The organism is Chitinophaga sp., from assembly GCF_019236475.1.
Lineage (GTDB): Bacteria > Bacteroidota > Bacteroidia > Chitinophagales > Chitinophagaceae > Chitinophaga.
Genome location: NZ_JAFAIX010000006.1, coordinates 1 through 26,359 on the forward strand (window position 1 = coordinate 1; position 26,359 = coordinate 26,359).

20 protein-coding genes, 2 tRNA genes and 1 pseudogene are annotated in these 26,359 nt (G+C 44.3%); 20 read left to right on the forward strand and 3 right to left on the reverse strand.

All coding sequences use genetic code 11. The annotated features are described in order from the left end of the window. From tuf to JO154_RS09390, 14 genes and pseudogenes are all read left to right on the forward strand, one after another. Positions 1-356: pseudogene (gene tuf, locus JO154_RS09325) on the forward strand (elongation factor Tu); the annotation flags it as partial. A 99-nt stretch (positions 357-455) separates the two neighbouring features. Next, positions 456-526 (forward strand) — tRNA-Trp (locus JO154_RS09330). 108 nt (positions 527-634) lie between these two features. After that, positions 635-832, forward strand: coding sequence for a preprotein translocase subunit SecE (gene secE, locus JO154_RS09335; RefSeq protein ID WP_291944219.1), 198 nt, complete (start codon positions 635-637; stop codon positions 830-832). 5 nt (positions 833-837) lie between these two features. Next, on the forward strand, positions 838-1,404 hold the full coding sequence (gene nusG / locus JO154_RS09340) for a transcription termination/antitermination protein NusG (protein ID WP_111590250.1): 567 nt from the start codon (positions 838-840) through the stop codon (positions 1,402-1,404). A 77-nt stretch (positions 1,405-1,481) separates the two neighbouring features. Then, a complete protein-coding gene (locus tag JO154_RS09345; RefSeq protein WP_291944227.1) occupies positions 1,482-2,636 on the forward strand; it encodes a transglutaminase domain-containing protein in 1,155 nt (384 codons plus the stop codon). Between the two features lie 283 nt (positions 2,637-2,919). Then, positions 2,920-4,134, forward strand: a complete 1,215-nt coding sequence (locus JO154_RS09350; protein ID WP_291944230.1) for a transglutaminase domain-containing protein — start codon at positions 2,920-2,922, stop codon at positions 4,132-4,134. 61 nt (positions 4,135-4,195) lie between these two features. After that, positions 4,196-5,374, forward strand: a complete 1,179-nt coding sequence (locus JO154_RS09355; RefSeq protein ID WP_291944232.1) for a transglutaminase domain-containing protein — start codon at positions 4,196-4,198, stop codon at positions 5,372-5,374. A gap of 249 nt (positions 5,375-5,623) precedes the next feature. Then, the gene (gene rplK, locus JO154_RS09360; protein WP_111590254.1) at positions 5,624-6,067 is read left to right on the forward strand and encodes a 50S ribosomal protein L11; all 444 of its coding nucleotides are present in this window, start codon (positions 5,624-5,626) and stop codon (positions 6,065-6,067) included. A 44-nt stretch (positions 6,068-6,111) separates the two neighbouring features. After that, positions 6,112-6,801, forward strand: coding sequence for a 50S ribosomal protein L1 (rplA, locus tag JO154_RS09365; RefSeq protein ID WP_291944236.1), 690 nt, complete (start codon positions 6,112-6,114; stop codon positions 6,799-6,801). A 63-nt stretch (positions 6,802-6,864) separates the two neighbouring features. Further along, the gene (rplJ, locus tag JO154_RS09370; protein WP_291944238.1) at positions 6,865-7,401 is read left to right on the forward strand and encodes a 50S ribosomal protein L10; all 537 of its coding nucleotides are present in this window, start codon (positions 6,865-6,867) and stop codon (positions 7,399-7,401) included. A gap of 93 nt (positions 7,402-7,494) precedes the next feature. Next, complete coding sequence (gene rplL / locus JO154_RS09375; RefSeq protein WP_291944241.1) at positions 7,495-7,863, forward strand: 50S ribosomal protein L7/L12; 369 nt, start codon at positions 7,495-7,497, stop codon at positions 7,861-7,863. Between the two features lie 217 nt (positions 7,864-8,080). Continuing rightward, the gene (rpoB, locus tag JO154_RS09380) at positions 8,081-11,890 is read left to right on the forward strand and encodes a DNA-directed RNA polymerase subunit beta (protein ID WP_291944243.1); all 3,810 of its coding nucleotides are present in this window, start codon (positions 8,081-8,083) and stop codon (positions 11,888-11,890) included. Positions 11,891-12,017: 127 nt separating this feature from the next. Beyond that, positions 12,018-16,313, forward strand: a complete 4,296-nt coding sequence (gene rpoC, locus JO154_RS09385) for a DNA-directed RNA polymerase subunit beta' (protein ID WP_291944245.1) — start codon at positions 12,018-12,020, stop codon at positions 16,311-16,313. A gap of 373 nt (positions 16,314-16,686) precedes the next feature. Further along, the gene (locus JO154_RS09390) at positions 16,687-17,328 is read left to right on the forward strand and encodes a hemolysin III family protein (RefSeq protein WP_291944248.1); all 642 of its coding nucleotides are present in this window, start codon (positions 16,687-16,689) and stop codon (positions 17,326-17,328) included. A 45-nt stretch (positions 17,329-17,373) separates the two neighbouring features. On the opposite strand, the gene JO154_RS09395 is transcribed toward JO154_RS09390, so the two are convergent. Further along, positions 17,374-17,886 (reverse strand): hypothetical protein, encoded by a 513-nt coding sequence (locus JO154_RS09395; protein WP_291944250.1) that lies wholly within the window; start codon positions 17,884-17,886, stop codon positions 17,374-17,376. A 110-nt stretch (positions 17,887-17,996) separates the two neighbouring features. Here JO154_RS09395 and JO154_RS09400 point away from each other — a divergent pair, with 110 nt between their 5' ends. The 6 genes from JO154_RS09400 to JO154_RS09425 all read left to right on the forward strand — a co-directional run bounded on the left by JO154_RS09400 (position 17,997) and on the right by JO154_RS09425 (position 23,503). Beyond that, positions 17,997-18,701 (forward strand): DUF4397 domain-containing protein, encoded by a 705-nt coding sequence (locus JO154_RS09400; RefSeq protein ID WP_291944252.1) that lies wholly within the window; start codon positions 17,997-17,999, stop codon positions 18,699-18,701. Positions 18,702-18,871: 170 nt separating this feature from the next. Then, the gene (locus tag JO154_RS09405; RefSeq protein WP_291944254.1) at positions 18,872-19,474 is read left to right on the forward strand and encodes an OmpH family outer membrane protein; all 603 of its coding nucleotides are present in this window, start codon (positions 18,872-18,874) and stop codon (positions 19,472-19,474) included. 90 nt (positions 19,475-19,564) lie between these two features. Then, positions 19,565-20,998 (forward strand): amino acid permease, encoded by a 1,434-nt coding sequence (locus JO154_RS09410; protein ID WP_291944256.1) that lies wholly within the window; start codon positions 19,565-19,567, stop codon positions 20,996-20,998. A 687-nt stretch (positions 20,999-21,685) separates the two neighbouring features. Further along, positions 21,686-22,288, forward strand: coding sequence for a DUF4254 domain-containing protein (locus JO154_RS09415; protein ID WP_291944259.1), 603 nt, complete (start codon positions 21,686-21,688; stop codon positions 22,286-22,288). Between the two features lie 24 nt (positions 22,289-22,312). Beyond that, positions 22,313-23,347 carry a glycosyltransferase family 9 protein gene (locus JO154_RS09420; RefSeq protein ID WP_291944262.1) on the forward strand — a complete coding sequence of 345 codons (1,035 nt, stop codon included), beginning with the start codon at positions 22,313-22,315 and terminating at the stop codon, positions 23,345-23,347. Positions 23,348-23,432: 85 nt separating this feature from the next. Further along, positions 23,433-23,503, forward strand: a tRNA-Gln gene (locus JO154_RS09425). Positions 23,504-23,626: 123 nt separating this feature from the next. On the opposite strand, the gene JO154_RS09430 is transcribed toward JO154_RS09425, so the two are convergent. Both JO154_RS09430 and JO154_RS09435 read right to left on the reverse strand, forming a co-directional pair. Continuing rightward, the gene (locus JO154_RS09430; protein ID WP_291944265.1) at positions 23,627-24,520 is read right to left on the reverse strand and encodes a metallophosphoesterase; all 894 of its coding nucleotides are present in this window, start codon (positions 24,518-24,520) and stop codon (positions 23,627-23,629) included. Positions 24,521-24,528: 8 nt separating this feature from the next. Beyond that, on the reverse strand, positions 24,529-26,334 hold the full coding sequence (locus tag JO154_RS09435; RefSeq protein WP_291944268.1) for a RagB/SusD family nutrient uptake outer membrane protein: 1,806 nt from the start codon (positions 26,332-26,334) through the stop codon (positions 24,529-24,531). Positions 26,335-26,359 lie beyond the last annotated feature (25 nt).

A 26,359-nucleotide genomic window follows, 5' to 3' on the forward strand; every position in this document is an offset into this window, starting at 1 on the left:
TGTTGCTCCGCGGTATTGAGAAAACTCAAATCCGTCGTGGTATGGTTATCTGCCAGCCAGGTACCATCACTCCACACACTGAATTCAAATGCGAAGTATACGTACTGAGCAAAGAAGAAGGTGGCCGTCACACTCCGTTCTTCAACAAATACCGTCCTCAGTTCTACTTCCGTACTACTGACGTAACTGGTGAAGTTGAACTGCCTGCAGGCGTTGAAATGGTTATGCCTGGTGATAACGTTACTCTGACTGTAAAACTGATCGCTCCTATCGCGATGGATAAAGGTCTGAAGTTCGCTATCCGTGAAGGTGGCCGTACCGTAGGTGCTGGTCAGGTGACTGAAATCCTGAAATAAGGACTACATATTGTGAATTTATTTCACAATCTAAATAAAACCATTAGCTTTGACTATCAAAGTCCAAAGCTGAGATAAATCAAAGCTAATGGTTCATACACGGGCATGGTGCAACGGTAGCATACGGGTCTCCAAAACCTTTGATCTGGGTTCGAATCCTAGTGCCCGTGCAAGGTTAAAAAATACAAAATGGTTGAATTGTTATTATTTTAAAAAAATAGAACAATTCAACCTTTTTAGGCTTTATCCAAATTGACCAAATAAACGCATTTTAACTAATGAATAAGATCAGAAATTACTTCCGCGAGTCTTATCATGAACTGGTTTACAAAGTGTCCTGGCCTACCTGGCAAGAACTGCAGTCCTCTACCATGATAGTACTGATTGCTACCATCTTTGTAACAGCTCTGGTATGGGGCATGGATGCAGCCTCTAACTTCGTGTTAACTCACTATTATCAAATATTCAAACACTAATCAAAATGGACGCAACCAATACTCCTGCGCAGGAAACAAAGTGGTACGTGCTCCGCGTTGTTAGTGGCAAGGAAAAAAAAGTGAAGGAATACCTGGATATTGAAGTGCGCCGCTCCGATTGGGGTAACGTAATCACCCAAGTCTTCCTCCCCGTAGAAAAAGTTTATAAAGTGCAAGCCGGTAAAAAAGTAATGCGCGAAAAAAACTTCTATCCGGGTTATGTGATGATCGAAGCGATCGACGGTAAAATGACAGATGAAGTGATCCAGGCCATCAGAAACGTGTCCGGCGTAATCCACTTCCTCGGTAAAGAAAAACCTATCGCGCTCCGTAAAGCAGAAGTAAACAAAATGTTAGGTAAAGTTGATGAGCTCTCCGATCAGGGTCTCACCATGTCCGAACCTTTCATCGTGGGCGAAACTATCAAGATTATCGACGGGCCTTTCAACGACTTTAACGGTGTTATCGAAGAAGTTATTGAAGACAAAAAGAAACTGAAAGTAACTGTAAAAATCTTCGGTCGCGCTACTCCAGTAGAACTGAACTTTATGCAGGTGGAAAAACTTTCCTAAGTGCTTTTACCCAATACAATATTTACAACGTTCCGGCTTACCACCGGAACGTTGTCGTTTTATCCCAATACCTAATTATGAAGTCCCTGATACCTATTTTCACCCTGAGCATTTTACTGCATTTCTCCGTAACCGCGTCTGCCCAATCCGCTGCATCTATACCTGTAAATCAAGATACTACTGTCATCAAAATTCCTGGGACCGCTGTCTCATCACCACAATCAATAGGACTATGGCTAAAAAACAATACGCCCAATCATTACGAGGCAGTGAAAGCACTCTATTACTGGATCGGCCACAATATTGCCTATGATGTAGTATTGATGAATTCTAAGAAGGGATATAAAGATACAGTGGATGCAGCCGTACGTACACTCGCTGCCCGAAAAGGTATTTGCCAAGGCTACTGCTCCCTCTTTTATGAAGTATGCAGACATGCTGATATTCCTACCCACCTGATTTCCGGCTATGTCTATATATTCGGACAGTTAGAACTGAATGGTGGCCATAACTGGATAGGAATCAAGTTGAATAATAAATGGGCCATCATCGATCCCACCTGGGGAACTGGTACTGTGAATGGGAAAGGTAGATTTGATTTCGCATTCAATTGGGATAATTTCCTCATCTCACCAGAAAAAGCAATTTATACCCACGTACCTTTTGATCCTGTATACCAGTTTCTTCCCGATCCTATCAAACCTGCTGAATTAGATAACCACACCGGGGCGGAAGCATTGAAAAGACAGGCGATGAACTTCGAGGATAGCCTCCAGACCTTTATGAGACAAAACCTGGTGCAATGGTATTCCGGTCGACTACAACGTTTGGAAAACTTCGGTATCATCAATCCACTTCAACGTGAAGAAGCAAAGTATCTGAAAAGCATGATACCATATGCCATCTATGTGACGGATTCTGTCAACGGAACTACTCGAAAATACTATGAACTTTCGGACCGCTATAATAAACTCATAGAGCACTACAACACTTATATCGATTTTGAAAATAATGGAATGAAGCCTGCTAAATCTGATAAGGCAATTATAGAGTGGTTAAACAATATGTGTAAAGAGGTGAAAGAAATTCATACTGCACTGAACAATCTACATTTCTTGTCATCCTTCATGGAGGAGGATAGAATTGGATTCGTACGTTCCGTTAAGCCTACGGTTGATGACCTGGAGAATACCCGCAAAAACACGCTGGCATTTTTAGCCCAACGGAAGTAACTGAAACAAAGAAGCGAAAGATATTCATACGTTAGCCAGTCCGATGAACTTTCTGTCACCCGACTTAAAAGAGAATAAAACAGCCTTGGTAGAGAGAATTAAATCTATGATGACTACGATAGCGAATAGTCAGAAATCTATGTCGGAATATTTGACGAAGAGAAAACAAATGCAACGTCAATAAATTACCATACATCCTGTTTTAATTGGCAAATTCGCACTGATTGACAGATATTTGTAGTTCCTATTCCATCATAAAAGCTAGTACAATCTTTAAGAGTATATGAGAGTAATCGCCATGATTACCGGCGTGATGCTTACTGTAGTTACAGTAGCACAAGGACAGAGCAATAAGCCTAAAACTGTAGCGAATCCGGTAACAACCTATACCACTATTCCAGATACGGAAGTGATGACCACCACTGCTATGGCCGATTGGCTGAAGGCAAACAGTAAGAATACTACGGAGTCCCTGAAATCCATTTATGCCTGGATCGGTAAGAATATTGCCTATGATACCCGCAATACTTACGATCCACAATACTACAAAGACACCACAGATGCTGCCGCTAAAACCCTGCGTACCAGGCAAGGTATCTGCTATGGTTATGCTTCACTTTTCGTGGAAATTGCCCGAAAAGCCGGAATTTCTGCCATTTTGGTGTCTGGTTATACCGTAAATGGTGGCCAATTGAGTGCGGATGGAAGTCATGCCTGGGTAGCTGTGAAGACAGATAATAAATGGACATTGATTGATCCAACTTGGGCAGCAGGTGGCGTGAGTGGAACTAAGTTTTATCCATCGTTTACCTGGAAATACTTCATGATATCGCCAGCGGTATTTGTGAAAACGCATGTGCCTTATGATCCTATTTATCAGTTCTTGGATCACCCCTACCGTCATGATGAGATCAAGGAGGGCAAGTTGACCTTGGCAGCTAGTCGCCCGGTTTTCGTTTATGAAGATTCCTTGGCGATGTGGCAAAAGCTGGATAGTAATGCGCAGGTAGTGAGTTCCATTGAACGTATTCGCCGTTTTGGAGTGAGTAATGCATATATATCCACAGAATTGAGTTATTTGTTGCAAAAGCTGGAAGTAACCCGTCATAATGAGGAGGTGACCCGTCAAAATGCAAAAGTGGAATCTCAGAACCAATTGATAGACAGGTATAATGCTGCTAACAGTAAATACAATGTGCTGGTGAGTACCTTCAACGATTATGTTCATTTTAAGAATAACCAGTTTACGCCAGCTAAGCCGGATCAGGAAATCCGTGAATGGGTGGATGGAATGGCAGCAGATCTGGCAAAGATTTATGACATGATCAAGGATATCAAGTTGGAGGAGCGCAAGCACCAAGAACAAGTAGATGATACCCGGCAGTTGCTCGATAAGATGAAGCCTCGCATAGACGAAGAGCAAGCATTTGTTACAAAGTACCTGAAAACGGGAAAAATGTTCAGAAAGTCCCTATTTTATAAGTTTCGATGGATGTGATCGCTATATGAATAGCGAACTTGGTTTTTTATATTTATAGGAGATAATTATCCCAGTTACCATGAGAGTCATTTCAACAGTAATCGGGCTGCTGGCCGTGACAGTAGCCAGTGCCCAGCAACCGCGTTCTGTAGCGGCTAAGGTGGCGCCAGATGCCGCTGTGGTGTCTATTCCGGATGATGTAACCAATAGCGCCGCTACCATGGCCAAATGGCTGAAAGCTCATACCGCCAATGCCCATGTTTTGCAACAGACTTTATATAAGTGGATGGCCACCCATATTGCGTATGATGTGCCCAATATGTATCAGCAGCGGGATTATAGAGACACGGCTGCAGCTATACAGCGGACATTACGCAGTAGAGTGGGAGTGAGTGCAGATTATGCCAGTTTATACGCGAAAGTCTGCCAGGAAGCGGGGATTGCTGCCTATACAGTGAATGGATATTGTTTACAGAATGGTGGTTTGGCGCCGAGTGGTTCACACGACTGGGTAGTGGTGAAAAATGCTGGTTCCTGGACAATTACGGACCCTACTTGGGGAGCTGGAACTATGGATGGTGCTCGTTTTACGCCAGGATTGAACTGGGAATGGTTTCAGATGAGTCCGCAGGTAGCTGTAAGGAGACACGTGCCTTTCGACCCAATGTGGCAACTGTTGAGCAACCCAGTGCGTCATGATGAAGCGGGAGTAAGCAGGCCGGCGGGGAATAATTTCAATTATAATGACACCATTGCGGTGTACCTGCGTTCTGGGCGTTACGAGCGACTTTCAGGCACTTTGGCTAGGATGGAGCGTTATGGCGGGGGAGCGAATCCTTTTGTAATGGCGGAGATGGATTGGTTGAGACAAACGGTAAAAGTTTTGGCAGCGAATCGTCAGATAGAGGAGCGGAATCGGTTGGTGGATAAGTATGAATCTGCCGAGGGTATATATCGGGAGATGGTACAGTTATATAATGACTATGTGACTTATAAGAATAAGCAATTTCAGCCGGAGCAGTCGGATGCTGCATTACGGAAGATGGTGGATAATATGACGGGGAGGTTAGGAGGGGTAGAGAAATTGTTGGGAGAGATGCGTGGGCGTGATGCGGAATTGTCTGGTCATTTGGCGGAGTTGGAGTCTGCGGTGAATGGGATGCGGGAGAAGATAGTGCAGGAGCAAGGGTTTGTGAACAAGTATATTAAGACGGAGAAGGGGAAGCGAAGGGAGTTGTTTTATGTTGGGGGAGTGTGATGTATGAAATTGGGGAAAATGGTGTATTTTTGCAGCCCTTGAATGATAAGGAAAAAAGTCGGGAAATGCAATAGATTTGTAAAATAATGTTGGTTCTAAGCAAAAAGGATGCCCAAAATCAAATACTTTTTGACAAGTTCATATTATTATATACCTTTGCATCCCGTTTAAAAGGTTATTTGAGTTCCTTTTAGTTTTGGGAGTCCTCTGTCCTGCAGGGGGCGTTTTAACCAAATTAAATTAAAAAGTATGGCAAAAGAGATCGCAACGTACGTGAAATTGCAGGTAAAAGGCGGCCAGGCCAATCCTGCACCTCCAATTGGACCTGCACTGGGTTCCAAGGGTGTGAACATCATGGAGTTCTGCAAACAGTTCAATGCTCGTACCCAGGATAAAATGGGTAAAGTACTGCCTGTATTGCTGACTGTTTACACAGACAAATCATTTGACTTCGTAATTAAGACTCCTCCGGCTCCAGTTCAGCTGTTGGAAGCTGCCAAAATTCAAAGTGGTTCTAAAGAGCCTAACCGTAACAAGGTTGGTAAAGTAACCTGGGCTCAGGTTGAAGCAATTGCACAGGATAAAATGCCTGATCTGAACTGCTTCACTTTGCACAGTGCTATGAGCATGGTTGCAGGTACTGCACGCAGCATGGGTATTACTGTTGAGGGTAAAGCTCCTTGGGAAAACTAATTGTTTCACCCTGTTAAGGCAGGACTTAAAAACATTTTGAAAAAATGGCAACTAAAAAGAGAAAAGTAGCTGAAGCTAAGGTGGAGAAAAACAAAGTTTACTCTCTGAAAGAGGCTTCCACTTTGGTAAAAGAAATCAACTGCACTAAATTCGACTCTTCTGTCGATTTACATATCCGCTTAGGCGTTGATCCTAAGAAAGCAGACCAGGCTATCCGTGGTTCCGTAACGCTTCCTCACGGTACTGGTAAAACTAAAAGAGTGTTAGTACTTTGCACCCCTGATAAAGAAGCGGCTGCAAAAGAAGCTGGCGCAGATTTCGTAGGTCTGGACGAGTTCATCACTAAGATTGAATCTGGCTGGACTGACGTAGATGTGATCGTCGCTACACCTGCTGTAATGCCTAAAATCGGTAAACTGGGTAAAATCTTAGGTCCACGTAACCTGATGCCTAACCCTAAAACCGGTACTGTTACTAACGATGTTGCAGCTGCTGTAAACGATGTTAAAGGCGGTAAAATCACTTTCAAGGTTGATAAAGCTGGTATCATCCACGCTTCTATCGGTCGTGTATCTTTTGGTGTTGAGAAAATTGAGCAGAACTCTATGGAGCTGATCAATGCTATCATCAAGCTGAAACCAGCTACAGCGAAAGGTACTTACCTGAAAGGCCTGTCTATGGCTTCAACCATGAGCCCAGGTATCGCTATCGACACTAAATCTGTTCAAAACTAATTGATCACGAGTGTGTAGTCTGTTATACCGCAAGGGGAATGGGCTAGCTGCAAACGTAATAATATGAATAAAGATCAAAAAAATGAAGTGATCGAACTGCTGAAAGGCAAGTTCTCTCAATACAACAACTTCTACATCACTAACACCGAGTCACTGACTGTAGCGCAGGTTTCTAGCCTGAGGAAAGCGTGCTTCGACAAGAATGTAGAAATGAAAGTTGCTAAAAACACTCTGATTAAGAAAGCGCTGGAATCTCTGGATGCTGAAAAATATGCAGGTGTTTTTGATGCGCTGAACGGTGTGACTGCACTGATGTTCTCTGATTCTCCAAAAGAGCCAGCTCTGATCATCTCTTCTTTCCGTAAAGCGAACGCGAAACTGGAAAAACCAGTTCTGAAAGCTGCTTTTGTTGCTGACGAAATCTTCGTAGGCGACAATCAACTGAAAGCGCTGACTGAAATCAAGACCAAAAACGAGCTCATCGGCGAAGTTATCGGTCTGTTGCAATCTCCTGCAAAACGCGTTATCGCTGCATTGCTGGAAAAAGGCAAAAAAGAAGGTGGCGAAGTTGTTGCAGCAGAAGCTCCAGCAGCAGAGTAATCTTTGGGAGAGGTTTCTCCCCACAAAAATTTGGCTTCCAAGTCATAATATATAACAAACAACAATTACAAAAAATAATTAAATTTTTATAAAATGGCAGACGTAAAAGCATTAGCCGAACAATTAGTTGGTTTAACTGTTAAGGAAGTTCAGGAACTCGCAGATGTACTGAAAAATGAGTATGGTATCGAACCAGCAGCTGCTGCAGTAGTAGTTGCTTCAGGTGATGCTGCTCCAGCTGCTGAAGAAAAAACTGCCTTCAACGTTGTCCTGAAATCTGCAGGTGCTAGCAAACTGAACGTAGTTAAGGTTGTAAAAGACCTGACTGGTCTCGGTCTGAAAGAAGCGAAAGAACTGGTTGACGGCGCTCCTAAATCAGTAAAAGAAGGCGTTAGCAAAGCAGAAGCAGAAGATCTGAAAGCTAAGCTGACTGAAGCTGGTGCTGAAGTTGAAATTCAGTAATTCTTTGCTTATATACATCTTTTAAAGGTCAAAAGTGCTCATGCACTTTTGGCCTTATTCCCTTTGGGAAAGTGTCTTTTTCAGAGAGTCAAAATAGGGAATCACTTAAGTGAATTTGACAACGTGCAGAAAGGCAATATTTTATGAGGATGGGATATTGGCAAAGAAATCTTAATTTCCCTAATTCTTACAAGTCATATAACTGCTAACTTCGAATATGTCTCTAAAAAAAGCCCAAACAAACGAAAGAGTAAATTTTGGAAAGATCAAACAAGTTACTGAGACACCGGATCTGTTGGCTATCCAAATCCAATCTTTCAAGGATTTCTTCCAATTAGAAACCACACCAGACAAGCGAAATAACGAAGGTCTTTTTAAAGTATTTAAAGAGAACTTCCCGATTACGGATACGCGTAATATCTTCAATCTGGAGTTCTTGGACTACTTCGTTGATCCTCCGCGTTATACTATCGAGGAATGTATTGAGCGTGGGCTTACCTACTCCGTTCCGTTGAAGGCGAAACTTCGCCTCAGCTGTAATGATGAGGAGCATGTGGATTTCCAGACTATTGTGCAGGATGTGTTCCTAGGTAACATCCCTTACATGACCCCAAGAGGTACTTTCGTTATTAATGGCGCTGAGCGTGTAGTTGTATCCCAACTTCACCGCTCTCCTGGTGTTTTCTTTGGTCAATCCATACATCCGAACGGAACCAAGATTTACTCTGCAAGGGTAATTCCGTTCAAGGGCGCGTGGATGGAGTTTGCAACGGACATCAACAATGTGATGTACGCTTACATTGACCGTAAGAAGAAATTCCCGGTTACCACCCTGTTACGTGCGATTGGTTATGAAACAGATAAGGACATCCTCCAGCTGTTTGGCATGGCGGATGAAGTGAAAGCAGACAAAAAATCCCTCGAGAAATACGCTGGGAAAAAATTGGCTGCTCGCGTCCTGAGAAGTTGGGTGGAAGACTTTGTGGATGAAGATACCGGTGAAGTGGTAAGTATCGAGCGTAATGAAATCATGCTCGAACGCGATAGCATTCTGGATGAAGCGAACATTGAAACCATCGTGGACATGGGTCTGAAGAGTGTGTTCGTTCAGAAAGAAGAGGTGAGCGGCGACTTCTCCATCATCTACAATACCTTAAATAAGGATACATCTAACTCCGAGCTGGAAGCCGTTCAGCACATCTACCGCCAACTGCGCGGTGCAGATGCGCCGGATGATGAAACTGCAAGGGGTATCATCGATAAATTATTCTTCTCCGACAAACGTTATGATCTCGGAGATGTTGGTCGTTACAAAATCAACAGAAAACTCGGTCTTCCTACGCCGCTGGATATGAAAGTCCTCACGAAGGAAGATATCATCGCCATCATCAAATACCTGGTACAACTGACGAACAGTAAAGCAGAGATCGACGATATCGATCACCTGTCTAACCGTCGCGTACGTACTGTGGGTGAGCAGTTATATGCTCAGTTTGGTGTTGGTCTGGCACGTATGGCTCGTACCATCCGTGAAAGAATGAACGTTCGTGATAACGAGGTGTTCACGCCGGTGGATCTGATTAACGCTAGAACACTGTCTTCCGTAATCAACTCCTTCTTCGGTACTTCCCAGTTGTCACAGTTCTTGGATCAAACCAACCCGCTCTCTGAGATCACGCACAAACGTCGTATCTCCGCACTCGGACCCGGTGGTCTGAGCCGTGAAAGAGCAGGCTTCGAGGTTCGTGACGTTCACTATAGCCACTATGGCCGTCTGTGTACCATCGAAACTCCGGAAGGTCCAAACATCGGTCTGATCTCTACCCTTTGCGTTCACGCGAAAGTGAATGAAATGGGCTTCATCGAAACTCCTTACCGTAAAGTAAACAACGGTAAAGTGGATATGGTGAATGTAGAGTTCCTCAGCGCTGAAGAAGAAGATACCGTGAAAATCGCGCAGGCGAACGCTCCGCTCGATGATAAAGGTAACTTCGTAAATGAAAAAGTAAAATCCCGCGAAACCGGTGACTTCCCAATCCTCGATAGAGGTGAAGTGGAATTCATGGACGTTGCACCTAACCAGATCGTAGGTTTGTCTGCATCACTGATTCCGTTCCTGGAGCATGATGATGCCAACCGTGCGTTGATGGGATCAAACATGCAACGTCAGGCGGTACCTCTGATCAATCCTGAAGTACCTATCGTAGGTACTGGTCTGGAAGCTAAGGCTGCACGCGATTCTCGTCTGCAGGTAACTTCTGAAGGTAAAGGTGTGATCGAGTTCGTGGATGCAAAAGAAATACATGTTCGTTACGAGCGTGATGAGATGCAGAAACTGGTGAGCTTCGAAGATGATCTGGTTATCTACAATCTGACCAAATTCGTTAAAACGAACCAAAGTACTTGTATCAACCTGAAACCTTGTGTGAAGAAAGGTCAGCGCGTGGAATTCGGCGACTTCTTGACAGAAGGTTACGCTACCCGCGGTGGTGAGCTGGCACTGGGACGCAACATGAAAGTAGCGTTCATGCCTTGGAAAGGTTACAACTTTGAGGATGCGATCGTAATTTCTGAGCGTGTTGCACGTGAAGACCTCTTTACATCTATCCACATTGATGAGTATGAACTGGAAGTACGTGATACTAAACTGGGTGAAGAGGAACTGACTCCGGATATTCCTAACGTAAGTGAAGAGGCTACCAAAGACCTCGACCAGAACGGTATCATCCGTGTTGGTGCGCACATTAAAGAAGGTGATATCCTGATCGGTAAAATCACTCCTCGTGGTGAATCTGATCCTTCTCCTGAAGAAAAACTGCTCCGCGCGATCTTCGGTGATAAGGCTTCTGATGCGAAAGATGCTTCTCTGAAAGCACCTCCATCAACTGAGGGTGTGGTAATCGACAAGAAACTGTTTAGCCGCGCTAAGAAAGATAAGAACTCCAAAACCCGTGAAAAAGCGGCGCTGGAGAAACTGGAAAAAGTTCACCAGAAGAATGAAGAGGATCTGCTGGAAGTGCTGATGAGTAAACTGCAAGTATTGCTGAAGGATAAAACATCCCAAGGTATTACTAACACTTACGGTGAAGTACTGATCTCTAAAGGATCTAAATTCTCTCCTAAAAACCTGGTAAACATTGACTTCCAGAACGTGAATCCGCTCGGCTGGACTACCGACGAGGTAACCAACGATCAGATCAACACCCTGCTGCACAACTACAACATTAAGTACAACGAAGAACTGGGTCGTTACAAACGTGAGAAATTCAACATTTCTATCGGTGATGAACTGCCTGCTGGTGTACTGAAACTGGCGAAGGTTTACCTGGCCAGCAAACGTAAGTTGAAAGTGGGTGATAAAATGGCGGGACGTCACGGTAACAAGGGTATCGTAGCTAAGATCGTGCGTGATGAAGACATGCCGTTCCTGGCCGATGGTACACCACTGGATATCGTACTGAACCCACTCGGGGTACCTTCCCGTATGAACCTTGGACAGATCTACGAAACCGTACTCGGTTGGGCTGGTCTGAAACTGGGTGTACGCTTTGCTACTCCAATCTTTGATGGTGCTACCACTGAAGAAATTGCCAGCTATATCAATGAAGCCGGATTACCTAGCTTCGGTCACACCTACCTGTATGATGGTGAAACCGGAGATCGTTTCCACCAGAAAGCGACCGTGGGTGTTATCTACATGCTCAAATTGAGCCACATGGTGGATGACAAAATGCACGCCCGTTCTATCGGACCATACTCTCTCATTACTCAACAGCCGTTGGGTGGTAAGGCACAGTTTGGTGGTCAGCGTTTTGGTGAGATGGAGGTATGGGCACTGGAAGCATACGGTGCGTCCAATATCCTGCAGGAACTGCTTACTATCAAATCTGATGATATCGTAGGTCGTGCGAAGGCATATGAATCAATTGTGAAGGGTGATAACATCCCTAAAGCGGGTGTACCTGAGTCCTTCAACGTATTGATCCATGAATTGCGTGGTCTGGGTCTGGATCTGAAATTTGACTAAGAGCTTTTAGCTACCAGCCGTCTGCAGCAAGTGCAGATGGCTGATAGCTTTGATATTTCGCAGGAATAAAATTTTTGTCGCTGCTCTCCCTCGGAAACAGCGGCTAACAGCTAAAAGCTAATTACAGATGGCTATCAAGAAAGAAAATCGTCCTAAATCAAATTTTAACAGCATTACCATTAGTCTGGCTTCTCCCGATGTAATTCTGGAGCGTTCATACGGTGAAGTGCTGAAACCTGAAACCATCAACTACCGTACTTACAAGCCGGAACGTGATGGTTTATTCTGCGAAAGGATTTTTGGTCCTGTAAAGGATTACGAATGCTATTGCGGAAAATATAAACGTATCCGTTATAAGGGTATCGTTTGCGACCGTTGTGGTGTGGAAGTTACCGAGAAGAAAGTACGTCGCGAAAGAATGGGACATATTCGTCTGGTTGTTCCGGTTGTACACATCTGGTACTTCAAGTCTCTTCCAAATAAAATCGGTTACCTCCTGGGTATGTCTTCCAAAAAACTGGAGACTATCATCTACTACGAAAGATATGTAGTGATCCAGGCGGGTGCTAAACAGGAGAAAGGTCTGAACTACGGTGATTTGCTCACTGAAGAAGAATACCTGGATATCCTGGATACGCTGCCTAAAGACAATCAACTGTTACCGGATGAAGATCCTAACAAGTTTATTGCGAAAATGGGTGCAGAAGCGGTAGAAATGATGCTGGCTCGTATTGATCTGGATGGTCTTTCTTACCAACTGCGTAACCAAGCAGCTACTGAAACTTCTCAGCAACGTAAAGCAGAGGCCCTGAAACGCCTCAGCGTTGTGGAAGCTTTCCGTGAAGCAAATGGTCGTGTTGAAAACCGTCCTGAATGGATGGTAATGCAATATATCCCTGTTGTTCCACCAGAACTGCGTCCGTTAGTTCCATTGGATGGTGGCCGTTTTGCGTCTTCTGACCTGAACGACCTGTATCGCAGGGTGATCATTCGTAACAATCGTCTGAAACGTCTGATCGAAATTAAAGCACCTGAGGTGATCCTGCGTAACGAAAAACGTATGCTGCAGGAAGCGGTAGACTCTCTCTTCGATAACAGCCGTAAATCTAACGCTGTTAAAGCAGAAGGTGGTCGTGCGCTGAAATCACTGTCAGATGTACTGAAAGGTAAACAAGGTCGTTTCCGTCAGAACTTGCTCGGTAAACGTGTGGACTACTCTGGTCGTTCCGTTATCGTGGTAGGTCCTGAACTGAAACTGCATGAGTGCGGTCTGCCAAAAGATATGGCGGCAGAACTGTTCAAACCGTTTATCATTCGTAAACTGATTGAAAGAGGTATCGTTAAAACCGTGAAATCAGCTAAGAAGCTGGTAGATCGTAAAGAAGCAGTAGTTTGGGATATCCTGGAGAATGTACTGAAAGGTCACCCAGTTATGCTAAACCGTGCTCCGACACTTCACCGTCTTTCTATCCAGGCATTCCAGCCTAAACTGGTAGAAGGTAAAGCGATTCAGTTGCACCCGCTTGTGTGTTCTGCGTTCAACGCCGACTTTGACGGTGACCAGATGGCGGTACACGTACCGTTGAGCAATGCGGCTATCCTGGAAGCACAACTCCTGATGCTGTCTTCCCACAACATTCTTAACCCGCAGAATGGTACGCCAATCACCCTGCCTTCACAGGACATGGTACTTGGTCTGTACTACATCACTAAGGGTAAGAAAACGATGGGTGATGAGATCGTGAAAGGAGAAGGTAAAGCTTTCTACTCTGCAGAAGAAGTTATTATCGCATATAACGAAGGTAAAGTTGACCTGCATGCACACATCCGTGTTAAAGCTGATGTAAGAAATGCTAAAGGTGAACTGGAAAGAAAACTGATCGAAACTACCGTAGGTCGCGTGATGTTCAACCAACACGTTCCTAAGGCAGCCGGTTATGTAAACGCCCTTCTGACTAAAAAATCACTGCGTGAAATCATCGGTGATATCATCAAATACACGAACATTCCTACTACTGCGAAGTTCCTGGATGATATCAAACAGTTAGGTTTCCGTACAGCATTCCGTGGTGGTCTGTCCTTCAACATCAATGACCTGATCATTCCTGACGTTAAGCAGGACATGATTGACAGCGCTGCTGGCGAGGTGGATGAAGTTTGGGATAACTACAACATGGGTCTGATCACCAACAACGAACGTTATAACCAGATCATTGACATCTGGTCCCGCGTCGATACCAAAGTGACTGAAACGCTGATCCGTGAACTGGCTACAGATAAACAAGGTTTCAACTCTGTTTACATGATGCTTGATTCCGGTGCGCGTGGTTCCAAACAGCAGATTAAACAGTTGGCTGGTATCAGGGGTCTGATGGCTAAGCCTCGTAAGAGTGGTTCTACTGGTTCTGAGATTATCGAAAACCCGGTATTGTCCAACTTTAAGGATGGTCTGAACGTATTGGAATACTTCATTTCTACGCACGGTGCTCGTAAAGGTCTTGCGGATACGGCGTTGAAAACAGCGGATGCGGGTTATCTGACTCGTCGTCTGGTGGACGTTGCACAGGATGTGGTAATTAATGATGAGGATTGCGGAACCCTGCGTGGTATCGCTACCTCTGCCCTGAAAGATAACGAAGAGGTGGTAGAACCACTGTACGATCGTATCCTGGGCCGTACTTCCCTCCATGATGTGTACGATCCGCATACAGATGAGCTGATCGTAGGTGCTGGTGAAGAAATCACAGAAGATATTGCGCATCGCATTGAAGACAGCGCGATTGAAACTGTAGAGATCCGCTCCGTATTGACTTGCGAAAGCCGTCGTGGTGTGTGTGTGAAATGTTATGGTAAAAACCTGGCAACTGGTTATACTGCTCAGAAAGGTGATGCTGTGGGTATCATCGCTGCACAGTCCATCGGTGAGCCTGGTACACAGTTGACACTGCGTACCTTCCACGTGGGTGGTGTGGCTGGTTCTACATCTGTTGAATCCGGCCTGCTCGCCAAATTCGAAGGTACTGTACAGTTTGACGGTCTGCGTACTACCACCTACGAAAACGCTGAAGGCGATAAAGTACAAGTGGTTATCGGTCGTACAGGTGAGCTGCGTATCATGGATGTTAAGAATGATCGCTTGTTGATCACTAACAACATCCCTTACGGTTCTACACTGTTGGTAAAAGATGGTCAGAAAATCTCTAAAGGAGATCAGATTTGTACTTGGGATCCGTTCAACGCCGTTATCGTGTCTGAAATCCCTGGTAGCATCCGTTTCGACAGCATCATTGAAGGTATCACCTTCCGTGAAGAGGCTGACGAGCAGACTGGTCACCGTGAGAAAGTGGTTATCGAAACCAAAGACAAAAATAAGATCCCTTCCATCGTTGTAGAAGGCAACAAGGAAGTGAAATCATACAACTTGCCAGTTGGATCTCACATCGTTATTGATGAGGGAGACAGCGTGAAATCAGGTCAGGTAATCGTGAAGATCCCACGTGTAATCGGTAAACTCCGAGATATCACGGGTGGTCTGCCTCGTGTAACTGAACTGTTCGAGGCACGTAACCCAAGCAACCCTGCTATCGTTTCTGAAATCGACGGTGTGGTAGCATTTGGTAACATCAAACGTGGTAACCGTGAGATCATCATCGAGAGCCGCGAAGGTCAGATCAAGAAATACCTGGTGCCATTGACGCGTCACATCCTGGTTCAGGACGGCGACTTCGTGAAAGCTGGTACTTCTCTGTCCGACGGTTCTACCACTCCTGCAGACATCCTGGCTATTAAAGGTCCGTTTGCTGTTCAGGAATACCTGGTGAATGAAATCCAAGAGGTTTACCGCTTACAGGGTGTGAAGATCAACGACAAGCACATTGAAGTGATCGTACGCCAGATGATGCGTAAAGTAAACATCGAAGATCCTGGAGATACCCGCTTCCTGGAAGGCGATACTGAAGACAGATTCGACTTCTTTGAAGAAAACGATAACATCTTCGATAAGAAGGTGGTAACAGAAGCAGGTGAATCTGCCGTACTGAAAGCTGGTCAGATCGTGACCCTGCGTCAGGTACGTGAAGAGAACTCTCTCCTGCGTCGTGCTGACAAGAAACTGGTTGAATTCCGCGATGCGCAGCCAGCTACTTCCAGCCCACTGTTACAAGGTATTACCAAGGCTTCCCTGGGTACACGCAGTTGGATTTCCGCAGCGTCCTTCCAGGAAACAACCAAGGTACTGTCTCAAGCAGCTATCAACGGTAAGATCGATGACATGATGGGCTTGAAAGAGAACGTTATCACCGGTCACCTGATCCCTGCTGGTACAGGTTTACGTGAATTCGAAAACATGATCGTAGGTTCTAAAGAAGAATACGATATCCTGGCATCTTCTAAAGAAGTATTCCAGTTTGATGAAGAAGAATAGTGCGTAAGCATTTGAATATTGAGAAAGCCTCTCCTGCAAAGGAGAGGCTTTCTTGTTTTCAGTGGAGCCGTGTCTCCCTAAATTCCAAAGCTCAGCGCAGCGCCACCGCCCGAAGGGCGGAACCAACCAAATCGACATCGCAGATGTCGATTTAGATATCCAGACGACGATAATTACCATTATTGGGAAATAAAGTTGACATCTTCGATGTCAACTTGCGGAGTTCCGGGCTTCGCCCGGTTGCTACCGCAGGTATTGCGATTGCACTGAAAAGGCAGGAGAGTATTGCCTTCTTTTTTGTTTCAGTGGACTCGTGTCTCCCTAAATCAACAGATCACAAATAACCCTTAGCTTTGATGACAAATCATAGCTTATGGGAATTATAGTACAGCAGACTTACTCCAGGCAGCAAGAAGTAGTGAACGGACTTATTCATGCAGCAGGAGTGATTTTTGGCGTCAGCGCCCTGCCCGTGCTGACCGCCATTGCAGCGACGCATGGCAATACCCCCGGCATTGTGGGGGCTGGTATTTACAGTTTTTGTTTTATCCTTTTATTCACAAATTCCACGGTGTATCATTTGAGCCTGGAAGCCTATGTCAAGAAGATTTTCTTGGTCTTTGACCATATCAGTATCTATTTCCTGATTGCGGGTACGTATACGCCGTTTTTACTCATGTATATGCTGAATCCTTTTGGGATAACGTTGTTGTGTATACTGTGGGGATTAACGTTGGTAGGCGTATTTTTTAAGATTTGGTTTACAGGGAGATTCGATATACTCTCCACCATTATTTACCTGGCGATGGGTTGGATTATGGTTTTGGGCGGAAAGCGCTTTTTTGAACATATGCCCTTACCTGTTATCGTGATGTTAGTGGCGGGTGGCGTATTGTATTCCGCAGGCGTATTTTTCTATCTCTGGGATAAGTATAAGTTTACGCATGCCGTTTGGCATTTCCTGGTGCTGGTAGCGGCCATATGCCATTATGTAGCCGTATTGCTGGCTATTTAACGACATAAAAATGGCTGACTTGTAGGTCAGCCATTTTTATTTTAATTATTGTTTGTTTTCACGTTCTTCTTTTCTTTTCGCCTGATCTTTTGCCTTTTGATCGCGGTGATATTCTTTCTCCTTTTTCCGTTGTTCGTTTTTATCATGATTGAATTTACTTTGATCATGATGGTATTCTTTCTCCTCTTTCCGTTTTTCATTTTTATCATGAGCGTGTTCGGAATTAGGGCGTTTGTTGGCATCGACATCGCGACGTGAGTCTTTTTTGTCTTTGTCTGCCTCGTTTCTGTCGTGTTTCCATTCTGGTTTGGATTGTCTTACAACAGCGCTATCGCGACGGAATACCCTTCCCTCTTTACCTGCCTCGTGACTGTCGTGGTTCGGTTCAGGTCTGGTGTGTTTGATATAGGAGCTGTCGCGATGAATGACCTCTCTGCCAGCAGCATGCGTATGTGCGGTATCGCGGCTTGGTCTAGCATATTTGTTTTTTTCTTGTGCAACAGCAGAGAAAGACAGGCCCAGCACAAAAGCAGGCATTAGAATACTGGTTAATTTCATAGTATAGGTTTTAAAAAATATAAGTTGACGCCTGCTTAGACTGAATGCAGGAATAATTGTTTAAAAGTAATTAAAAGTTATTTTTGAGTTCTTAATAACGTTCCGGACGGATGAAACAGTATATAACAGTAGTATTTCTGGGTTTACTTGCATTTGTGGCCTGTAAGAAGGATAATGGCAGTGCCATACCTAATACGCAGTCTCATTTTATGTTTATCAATGGCGTTCCAGGAACGGCTTTCGGTGTAAAGGTAGATAGCATGAGTGTAGCCACCAATGTACCTTACGGGCAGGCCAGCAAGTATGCAACTTTCCGGGCACAGGCTTATAACCTATCTATTTATCCCGTAAATAATCCATCCAATGTGTTGAAATTAGGACAGGTGAATTTGCGTAATGGCCGTTATTTTTCTCTTATCCTGGGTGTGGATAGTACCAATACAGGATTGGTGACGGTATTTGCAGAAGATGATTTATCAACGCTTCCGGGTAAGACGGCCCGTTATAGGGTAGTAGATTTGAGCGATACTTGGAGAACTAATCGTACTAGTAAAACCCCGTTGCCACTTGATTTTGCAGTTGATACTAGTATTATTCTGAATGGTTTCCGTGGGATGACTTTTGCTACTAGATCTGCATTTAAGACCATTTTTGCGGATAGTAGTTATAAGATGAATGTCAATTGGGTGGACTCTTCTAAGCGATTGGGCGTGTTTCCTATGAATGTGAACAATGGGAAGGTGTATACATTTGTAGCCACTGGGAATGCCCTGGATACATTGAATTTTAATGTATTTCCAGTGATACACAACTAAAATTGCTATATTGGGGTGAAATAGGCTGAAATCTGCTGTAGCACGGCATGACCGACCTGTTACGTTAAAACATAGCTAAATATTTTAAACCAAAGTTGAAAATCCGGCAAAATATTTATTTTAGCCGTTCTATTTTCAAAACTAAAATTCAGAAAATCTACCTAATAAACATGCGCACTCGTAATCAAATCGTGACAAAAGGATTAGTAGCCACACTGACAGCAGGCTTATTCATGGCATGCCAGAACAATAAAACTGCAGGTACTGCACCTGCTGCAAACACTGCTTCTACCGCAGTTGCTACCAATGGAGGTTTCAAAATTGCGTATGTAGACCTGGATTCTCTGGAAGCACATTTTGAGTATTTCAAAGAAAAGAGAGCAGAGCTGGAAAAGAAACAGCAATCAATGGAGAACACCCTACAGGGTAAGGCTCGTGGGTTGCAGAATGAGTTTGAGAATTTGCAGCGTAATGCTTCTGGCATGACGCAAGAGCAAGGTGAAACCGCACAACGTTCCATCCTGGCAAAGAAACAACAGTTGGAGCAGGAAGCACAACAAATGAGAACTACTTATTCTGAGCAGGAAGCTAAATTCAATGATGAGTTGCAGACTCGTCTGGACGGTTTCTTGGAATCATTCAATAAAGACAAACGTTTTGCTTACATCTTCTCTTACCGTAAAGGTGTTAGCAATATTCTGTGGAAAGATTCCAACTACGATATTACCGCTGAAGTTATCAAAGGTATGAATGCAGCAGGAACTGCAAAATAACCTGCGGAAATACACAATCTTGGAGAAAATTATCTACCTTATAGTCCTGGTTCATTGAACCAGGATTTTTTTTTACCTCTACTTGAACTTATGGAAATCAACCAAACTAAATCCTTCAAGCCGACTTTAGGCTTATTAGATGCCACTATGGTAGTAGCCGGCTCCATGATTGGGTCCGGGATTTTTCTCGTTACCGCTGAGATAGCCCGTAATGTAGGGGGAGCAGGATGGATCACCGCTATGTGGGTATTGGCGGGCGTTGTAACGCTGATTGCGGCGTTGAGCTATGGTGAGCTTTCCGGTATGTATCCCAAAGCGGGCGGGCAATATGTGTATTTGCGAGAAGCCTATAATCCCTTTATTGCATTTCTTTTTGGCTGGACGCAGTTTGGCGTCATTCAGACAGGCACCATTGCCGCAGTAGCGGTAGCCTTTGCGAAGTTTACCGCCTATTTGATTCCTGGTTTCAGTGAGAAGAATATGTTGTTTGAATCATCGCTGGTAAATATATCTGCTGCGCAGATAGTAGCCATTGTATCCATCATCGTGCTCACTTATATCAATACCAGGGGCGTAAAGCATGGAAAGGTTATCCAGACGGTATTTACGTTGGCTAAGTTATTGTCGCTTTTTGGGTTGATTATCTTTGGCTTCCTGTTGGGCGCCAAGGCTGAAATCTGGAATGCCAATTGGGAGCATGCTTGGGATGCGGCATCATTGAGCATGACAGACACCAATTTAGTGTCGTCTTCCTTAACTGGCCTTGCTTTCCTGGGAGCGATTGCGATATCTATGAAAGGCACTTTGTTCTCCAGTGACGCTTGGAATAACGTGACATTTATTGCCGCAGAAATTAAGAATCCCCAGAAGAATATTGGTCGTTCTTTGTTCCTGGGTACTTTGATTGTGACGATTATTTATGTGAGTGCCAACCTGATGTACTTGGCGGTGTTGCCATTGAAGGAAATTGCGTTTGCAGCGAATGATAGAGTAGGGGTGGCTGCCGCAGAAGCTATTTTTGGTGGTATTGGCAGTAAGGTGATTGCAGTGATGATTATGATTTCCACCTTTGGATGTAATAATGGTTTGATACTTTCTGGTGCAAGGATTTATTATACCATGGCACAAGATAAGTTATTCTTCAAGGGGGCAGGAGAGTTGAATAAGAACAGCGTACCTGCCAAAGGCTTGTGGATACAATGTTTTTGGGCATCTTTCCTTTGTTTGACCGGACGTTATAATGATTTGTTGGCGTTGGTCATCTTTGGTGTACTGTTGTTTTATGTATTGACGATCTTGGGAATTTTCGTGTTACGTAGGAAGCGTCCGGAGATAGAGCGCCCCTACAGGGCATTTGGCTATCCTGTGCTGCCAATGGTTTACATTGTGGTAGCGTTATCCTTAGCCATCTTGTTGTTGATGTTTGAGACAAAATATACACTGCCGGGCCTGGGTATCATATTGTTAGGCGTTCCGGTGTATTACCTTGCTTTGCGCCGTCAGCGCAAGACTACGGCCAGCTAAAATGGATAAAAAAAAATGCATTTTCACACGAACGTTGTATAAAAAAAGTGAGCCACTGCACATAATATTGCAGTGGCTCCTTTTAATTTGCATCAAGAGACGAAGAGATAAGGAGAAGGATGAAGTTTCCCCGATTAGCAGTTAAAAGAAAACCCTGAAAATTGAAATTGGCCATGTGGACTTTAACCTGAGGAAATGAAGTTTGGAAGTCCGGCAAACACAAAAAACTACAGTTATGATTGTTCTCGCCGTAGACACGGCAAAAAAGAATGTGACTGATTTCTGTGACGATAGTTTTTTTATACCCTCAAAATAATATTTGCCATAGAGTAATGTATACTCCAATTAAAGAATTACAATTTCAAAATATTAATGCCAACGTTAATGGTATGCCTTGTATGCATGCTATTAGCAAGAGTAACAAGTTATGAGGTAATGACCTTGCGGGATTTATATCCACAAGATAACCATTAATGCCTACACGATTTGCATTCTCGAACATTCACATGACAATCTTTTACAATAAGCGTATGGTTTCAACCATGCGCTTTTTTTTGCGCGCAAGACGCAAAGTAGAAAAGAACATCAGGAGGTTTAAGTGAGCAGTAATATCAAAACTATACATATTTAAAATTTATTATGTGAAAGTGATTGTCAACAGATAAAAATTCTTTATAATTTTGCCAGATGTTTACTCAACTGTGCAATCAGATATTTAATCAGAGCATACTGGACTATCACCAGTACAATGATGTTCATCAGAGCATCAGCAATCCATATGAAAAGAGCAGCATAGAGCACCTGCTTTATTTGAAAAACTGGATAGACACGGTGCAATGGCACCTGGAAGACATCATTCGTAACCCGGCGATTGACCCGGTGGAAGCGCTGGGAATCAAACGTTGGATTGATAAGAGTAACCAGGAGCGTACCGATGTAGTAGAATATATTGATAGTTATTTCCTGGATAAATACAAAGATGTGGCCACTGCAGCCACAGCCGCTATTAATACAGAGAGTCCTGCTTGGGCGATTGATCGCCTGTCCATTTTGGCTTTGAAGATTTACCATATGCAGGAAGAGGCAACCCGTGAGGATGCTACTGCTGAGCATAGAGCGGCATGTCAGCGTAAGCTGGATATTCTGCTGGAGCAGCGTACGGATCTGGGAAAGGCCATTGAGGAGTTATTGACGGATATTGCAGCGGGAAAGAAGTACATGAAAGTGTACAAGCAGATGAAGATGTACAATGATCCTTCTCTGAATCCTGTATTATATAAGGGGAAATAGTCCCATTTTTCAAGATTTAGCAAGATGACAGCTAAACAAAGCAAGCGAACCATTCTGGTATTTCGATTTTCCGCATTGGGGGATATGGCCATGACCATACCTGTGATGAAACGGATGTTGGAAAGTAATCCAGGGGTGGATATCGTGTTTGTATCGAATAAGAACTGGGGAGCTTTGTGTGAAGGCATTCCGGGGATCACTTTTTATCCGGCGGATTTTAAGGGCGTTCACAAAGGGTTTCCTGGCCTTTTCCGTCTTTTCAAGGAGTTGGGTAGTCAATTTAATATTGCGGCAGTAGCGGATTTGCACAATGTACTGAGGTCTAAAGTGGTGAGTACATTTTTCCGATTGTCGGGGGTACCGGTGCGTACGATAGATAAAGGGCGTGCTGAGAAGAAAGCTTTGACGCGTAAAGAAAATAAAGTGTTGCGTCCACTGACGACTACCATTGAAAGGTATGCGGAGGTGTTCAGGGCATTACAGCTTTCTTGTGAGATGGGGACTAAACCTGTTTTTGCGCCCCGGGATTTACCTCAATCCGTTTTAGTGGTAACAGGGTCCAAAGGGACTGATAAATGGGTAGGAATCGCTCCATTTGCCACATATGTGGAAAAAATGTATCCTTTAGCAAAGATGGAGGAAGTCATAGCGACTGTTTCCGGTGAAAAGGGTCATAAGATCCTGCTATTTGGCGGTGGGAAGGAAGAAGTGGCACAATTAGGCGCTTTGGCGGCGAAATATCCGCAGACGGTATCTGTTGCGGGGCGATTGTCGTTGAAAGAGGAGATGGCCGTTATCAGTCAGTTGGATACTATGGTGAGTATGGATTCCGCGAATATGCACCTGGCATCGCTTTTTGGAGTGCCAGTGGTATCTGTATGGGGGGCAACGCATCCATATGCAGGATTTATGGGATATGGACAGTTGGAAAGTAATGCGGTGCAGATCCAGGATTTGGAATGCAGGCCTTGTTCTGTATTTGGGAATAAGCCTTGTTTCCGTGGGGATCATGCTTGTATGGAGTGGTTAAAACCGGCGCAGATATTGGAAAAGCTGTAAAATGAAAAGTTTTTTTTGCAGTTTCAAAAAAAAGCATACTTTTGCAATCCCAAACAACGGGGGTATATGCACCTTAAGCATTGATTGCCCGATAGTATAAGGGTAGTACATCAGATTTTGGTTCTGACTGTCTTGGTTCGAATCCAGGTCGGGCAACTACCGAAAAAGCCGCTCTAGAAGCGGCTTTTTCTTTTTAGGCATAGACTCGTCTTAAATAAAAAACCGCTACAACATTTCATTGTAGCGGTTTTTTATTTAGGACTAGTCAAGTTATGCTGATTAGGAATGAGCGATATACTCATTTTCCAGTGTACCATCGGCATATAGTTTCAGGATGGCATAGCCGGGAGGTGTTTCCAGGTAATACCCTTCTCCAGCGGATTCTTTATCGCCGGCGCCCCACCAGAAACCGCTCATAGCGCCATTACAGCAGTAGCGAACCCCATTATACACTGCATTATCCGCCAGGTGATTATGACCGCTTAAGCATACTTTTACTTTATCGCGGTGCTGAAAGAACAGTGATTTCAGGCGTTGGTGATCTGAGTGCCCGCCGCCTACGAGGATAGGCGTAACACCTAGTATCGGGTAGTGCGACATCACGAGGGTAGGCGTACCTGCAGGCAATGATTTCAAATCATTTTCCAGCCATTGGTATTGTTCTTCATCCAAGGATACGTTTGCGTTGTTGCTGTCCAGGATGATAAAGTGCCAGCCGTTACGCGTGAAGCTATAGTAGCGGTGTGGTATTTTCAAACGTTTGACTACATAGTTTTTACCGTACATATCGTCTTCTTTGGAGGGCGCTTTCCACCACATATCGTGGTTGCCGAGGCAACTATAGACATCATATGATTTCAGGCTACTGATGCAATCGTCCCAGATGCCCCAGAGTAGTGTAACCCGATCGCGGACAACATTATCATACGAAGCATCGAAGATGGAATCGCCTCCATTGAGGAAGAAATCGACTTTTTTCTTTTTAATTTCTTCCAGGCATTTTTTGAATCGTGCAGGAGCGTTGAGGTCTTCACGTATATGCACATCCGTTATATGCGCCACCGTGAGTACAGGGCTACGTTTGCTGGTAGTAGCCGCGCTGGCGGCCACCGGTCCCAGGAGGGAACCGGCTGCCAGCAGACCAGTGCGTTTTAAAATATCTCTTCTATTCATGATATGGATTATTCCCAGCCAAAAATTTGTTTCAGGTTTGGATTCAGTGCCACCTGGTTAAAAGGAATAGGACGATAATAGTACTTCGGCTCTTGGAAAGTACGTATATTCGTTTCCGTTACAATGGTGCCTCCGGCAGCACCATTCTTCAGGTATACTGTTACGTCGTCTCCGAAACTACCAGCCTTGTAATAGTCTAGGTTTATACCCAGCGAATTTTTCACTTTATCGGCATCAGCAGGGATATCCTGACTTTTATCTATCAGCATAATATCTTCGATACCATCGCCGGTCACGTCGTATTTACCCAATCCTGGGAAGTACATGCCTTCTGGTATTTTTTGCAGCAGTTTACCCGCGTGCCATCTCATCAGGTCATCGTAGCGGTATCCTTCCAGGGCAAACTCCACTCTTCTTTCGCGACGGATTTCCAATATGGTTCCTTTCAGTGGGCCGCTTACATCAGGATATTGCGCCATTAACACAGGGTCAATATTGGCGTTGCTCCCAACGAGGTCGATGGCAGGCATACCTACACGGGCGCGGATTAGGTTTACTGATTTATCCAGATCACTTTGAGTGAGGTTACCTTTTTCTGCGAGGGCTTCTGCATAGATGAGCAATGCTTCCGCATAGCGATAAACCGGGAAGAACATGCTTCCTGCCGCTACGTTATCAGTAGTATTGAAATAACCTTTTAACTGGTGGTAACCGGTAAAGTTTTTATTTAAACGTTGATTGTAGGGACGGGTGTCATTGGAGCGCTTAAAGCCAGGATATACCAATGTTTGCGCCATACGAGGATCTCTGTTCTGAAATTCTTGTGTAAACAGGAATTTGTCGTAGCCAGGGATATCCGTAAAGCGGCTACCATCTTTCATCAGGTAAGTTTGTACCAGGTCGCGGGAAGGAGATTGTTCATAATCGCCAAACACGTAACCATTGATATTACTATTGCTGGCACCATTGCTTTTCGCATAATCGTAGGAGTCGGCCAATATTACTTCCGAAATTTTTGAGGCATCTTGGCTGGCGAATAAGGCTGCATATGATTTTGTAGGGCCTTGATCGGTGTAGATGGCGAATTTACCCGAAGCCATGATATCCTTGGTTTGAGCTACAGCACTGTCAAGAAAACGATCGGCAGTGGATTGTAGGTTTAGTTCCGGGTGATATCTCCGAAAGGTTGCTTCATAGAGTGCAATTCTGGCAAACAGCATTTTAGCGGCCCAAACATTTGGGGTACCAACAGGTACTTTTTCACGTATGTGATTCACCGCAAATGACAGGTCTGCCATCATACTATCTACTACCAGCGCACGTGGGTCGCGGGCTTTGTAGAGGGCCGGGTCTTCTGGTTGCAGTGTTTTTCCATACCAAGGAACATCAGAAAAGCGGCTGATTTTACCAAAGTAAAAAGCAGCGCGGTAATATCTGGCGAGGCCGGCGTAATGGTCTTTTGTTTCTTGGGGTACAGCAGCTTTGCTATAGTTATCCAGGAAATAATTAATGTTACGTAAGCGACTCCAATCCCAGCCACCAGTAATGGTCTGAGAGGTTGGCGTACCGATCATTATATTTTTTATTTCAATGGAACCGGTAGTAGCGGTGTTATCGCTGCTTTGGTCGCCGAGGTATTGCCAGGTGCCAGGCAGGTCGAGCAATCCATTAATATAAAGGGACAGATCTGTTTCTGATTTGAAAAATAAATCTGGTGAAACTGTATCCTGTGGATATCGGTTCAGGAAGTCCTTCTTACAGGAACTGCCGACGATCAGCATTCCTATGGCGATATATTTAGTGAGTTTTTTCATGTTGCAATATTTGTGATGTCCGGTA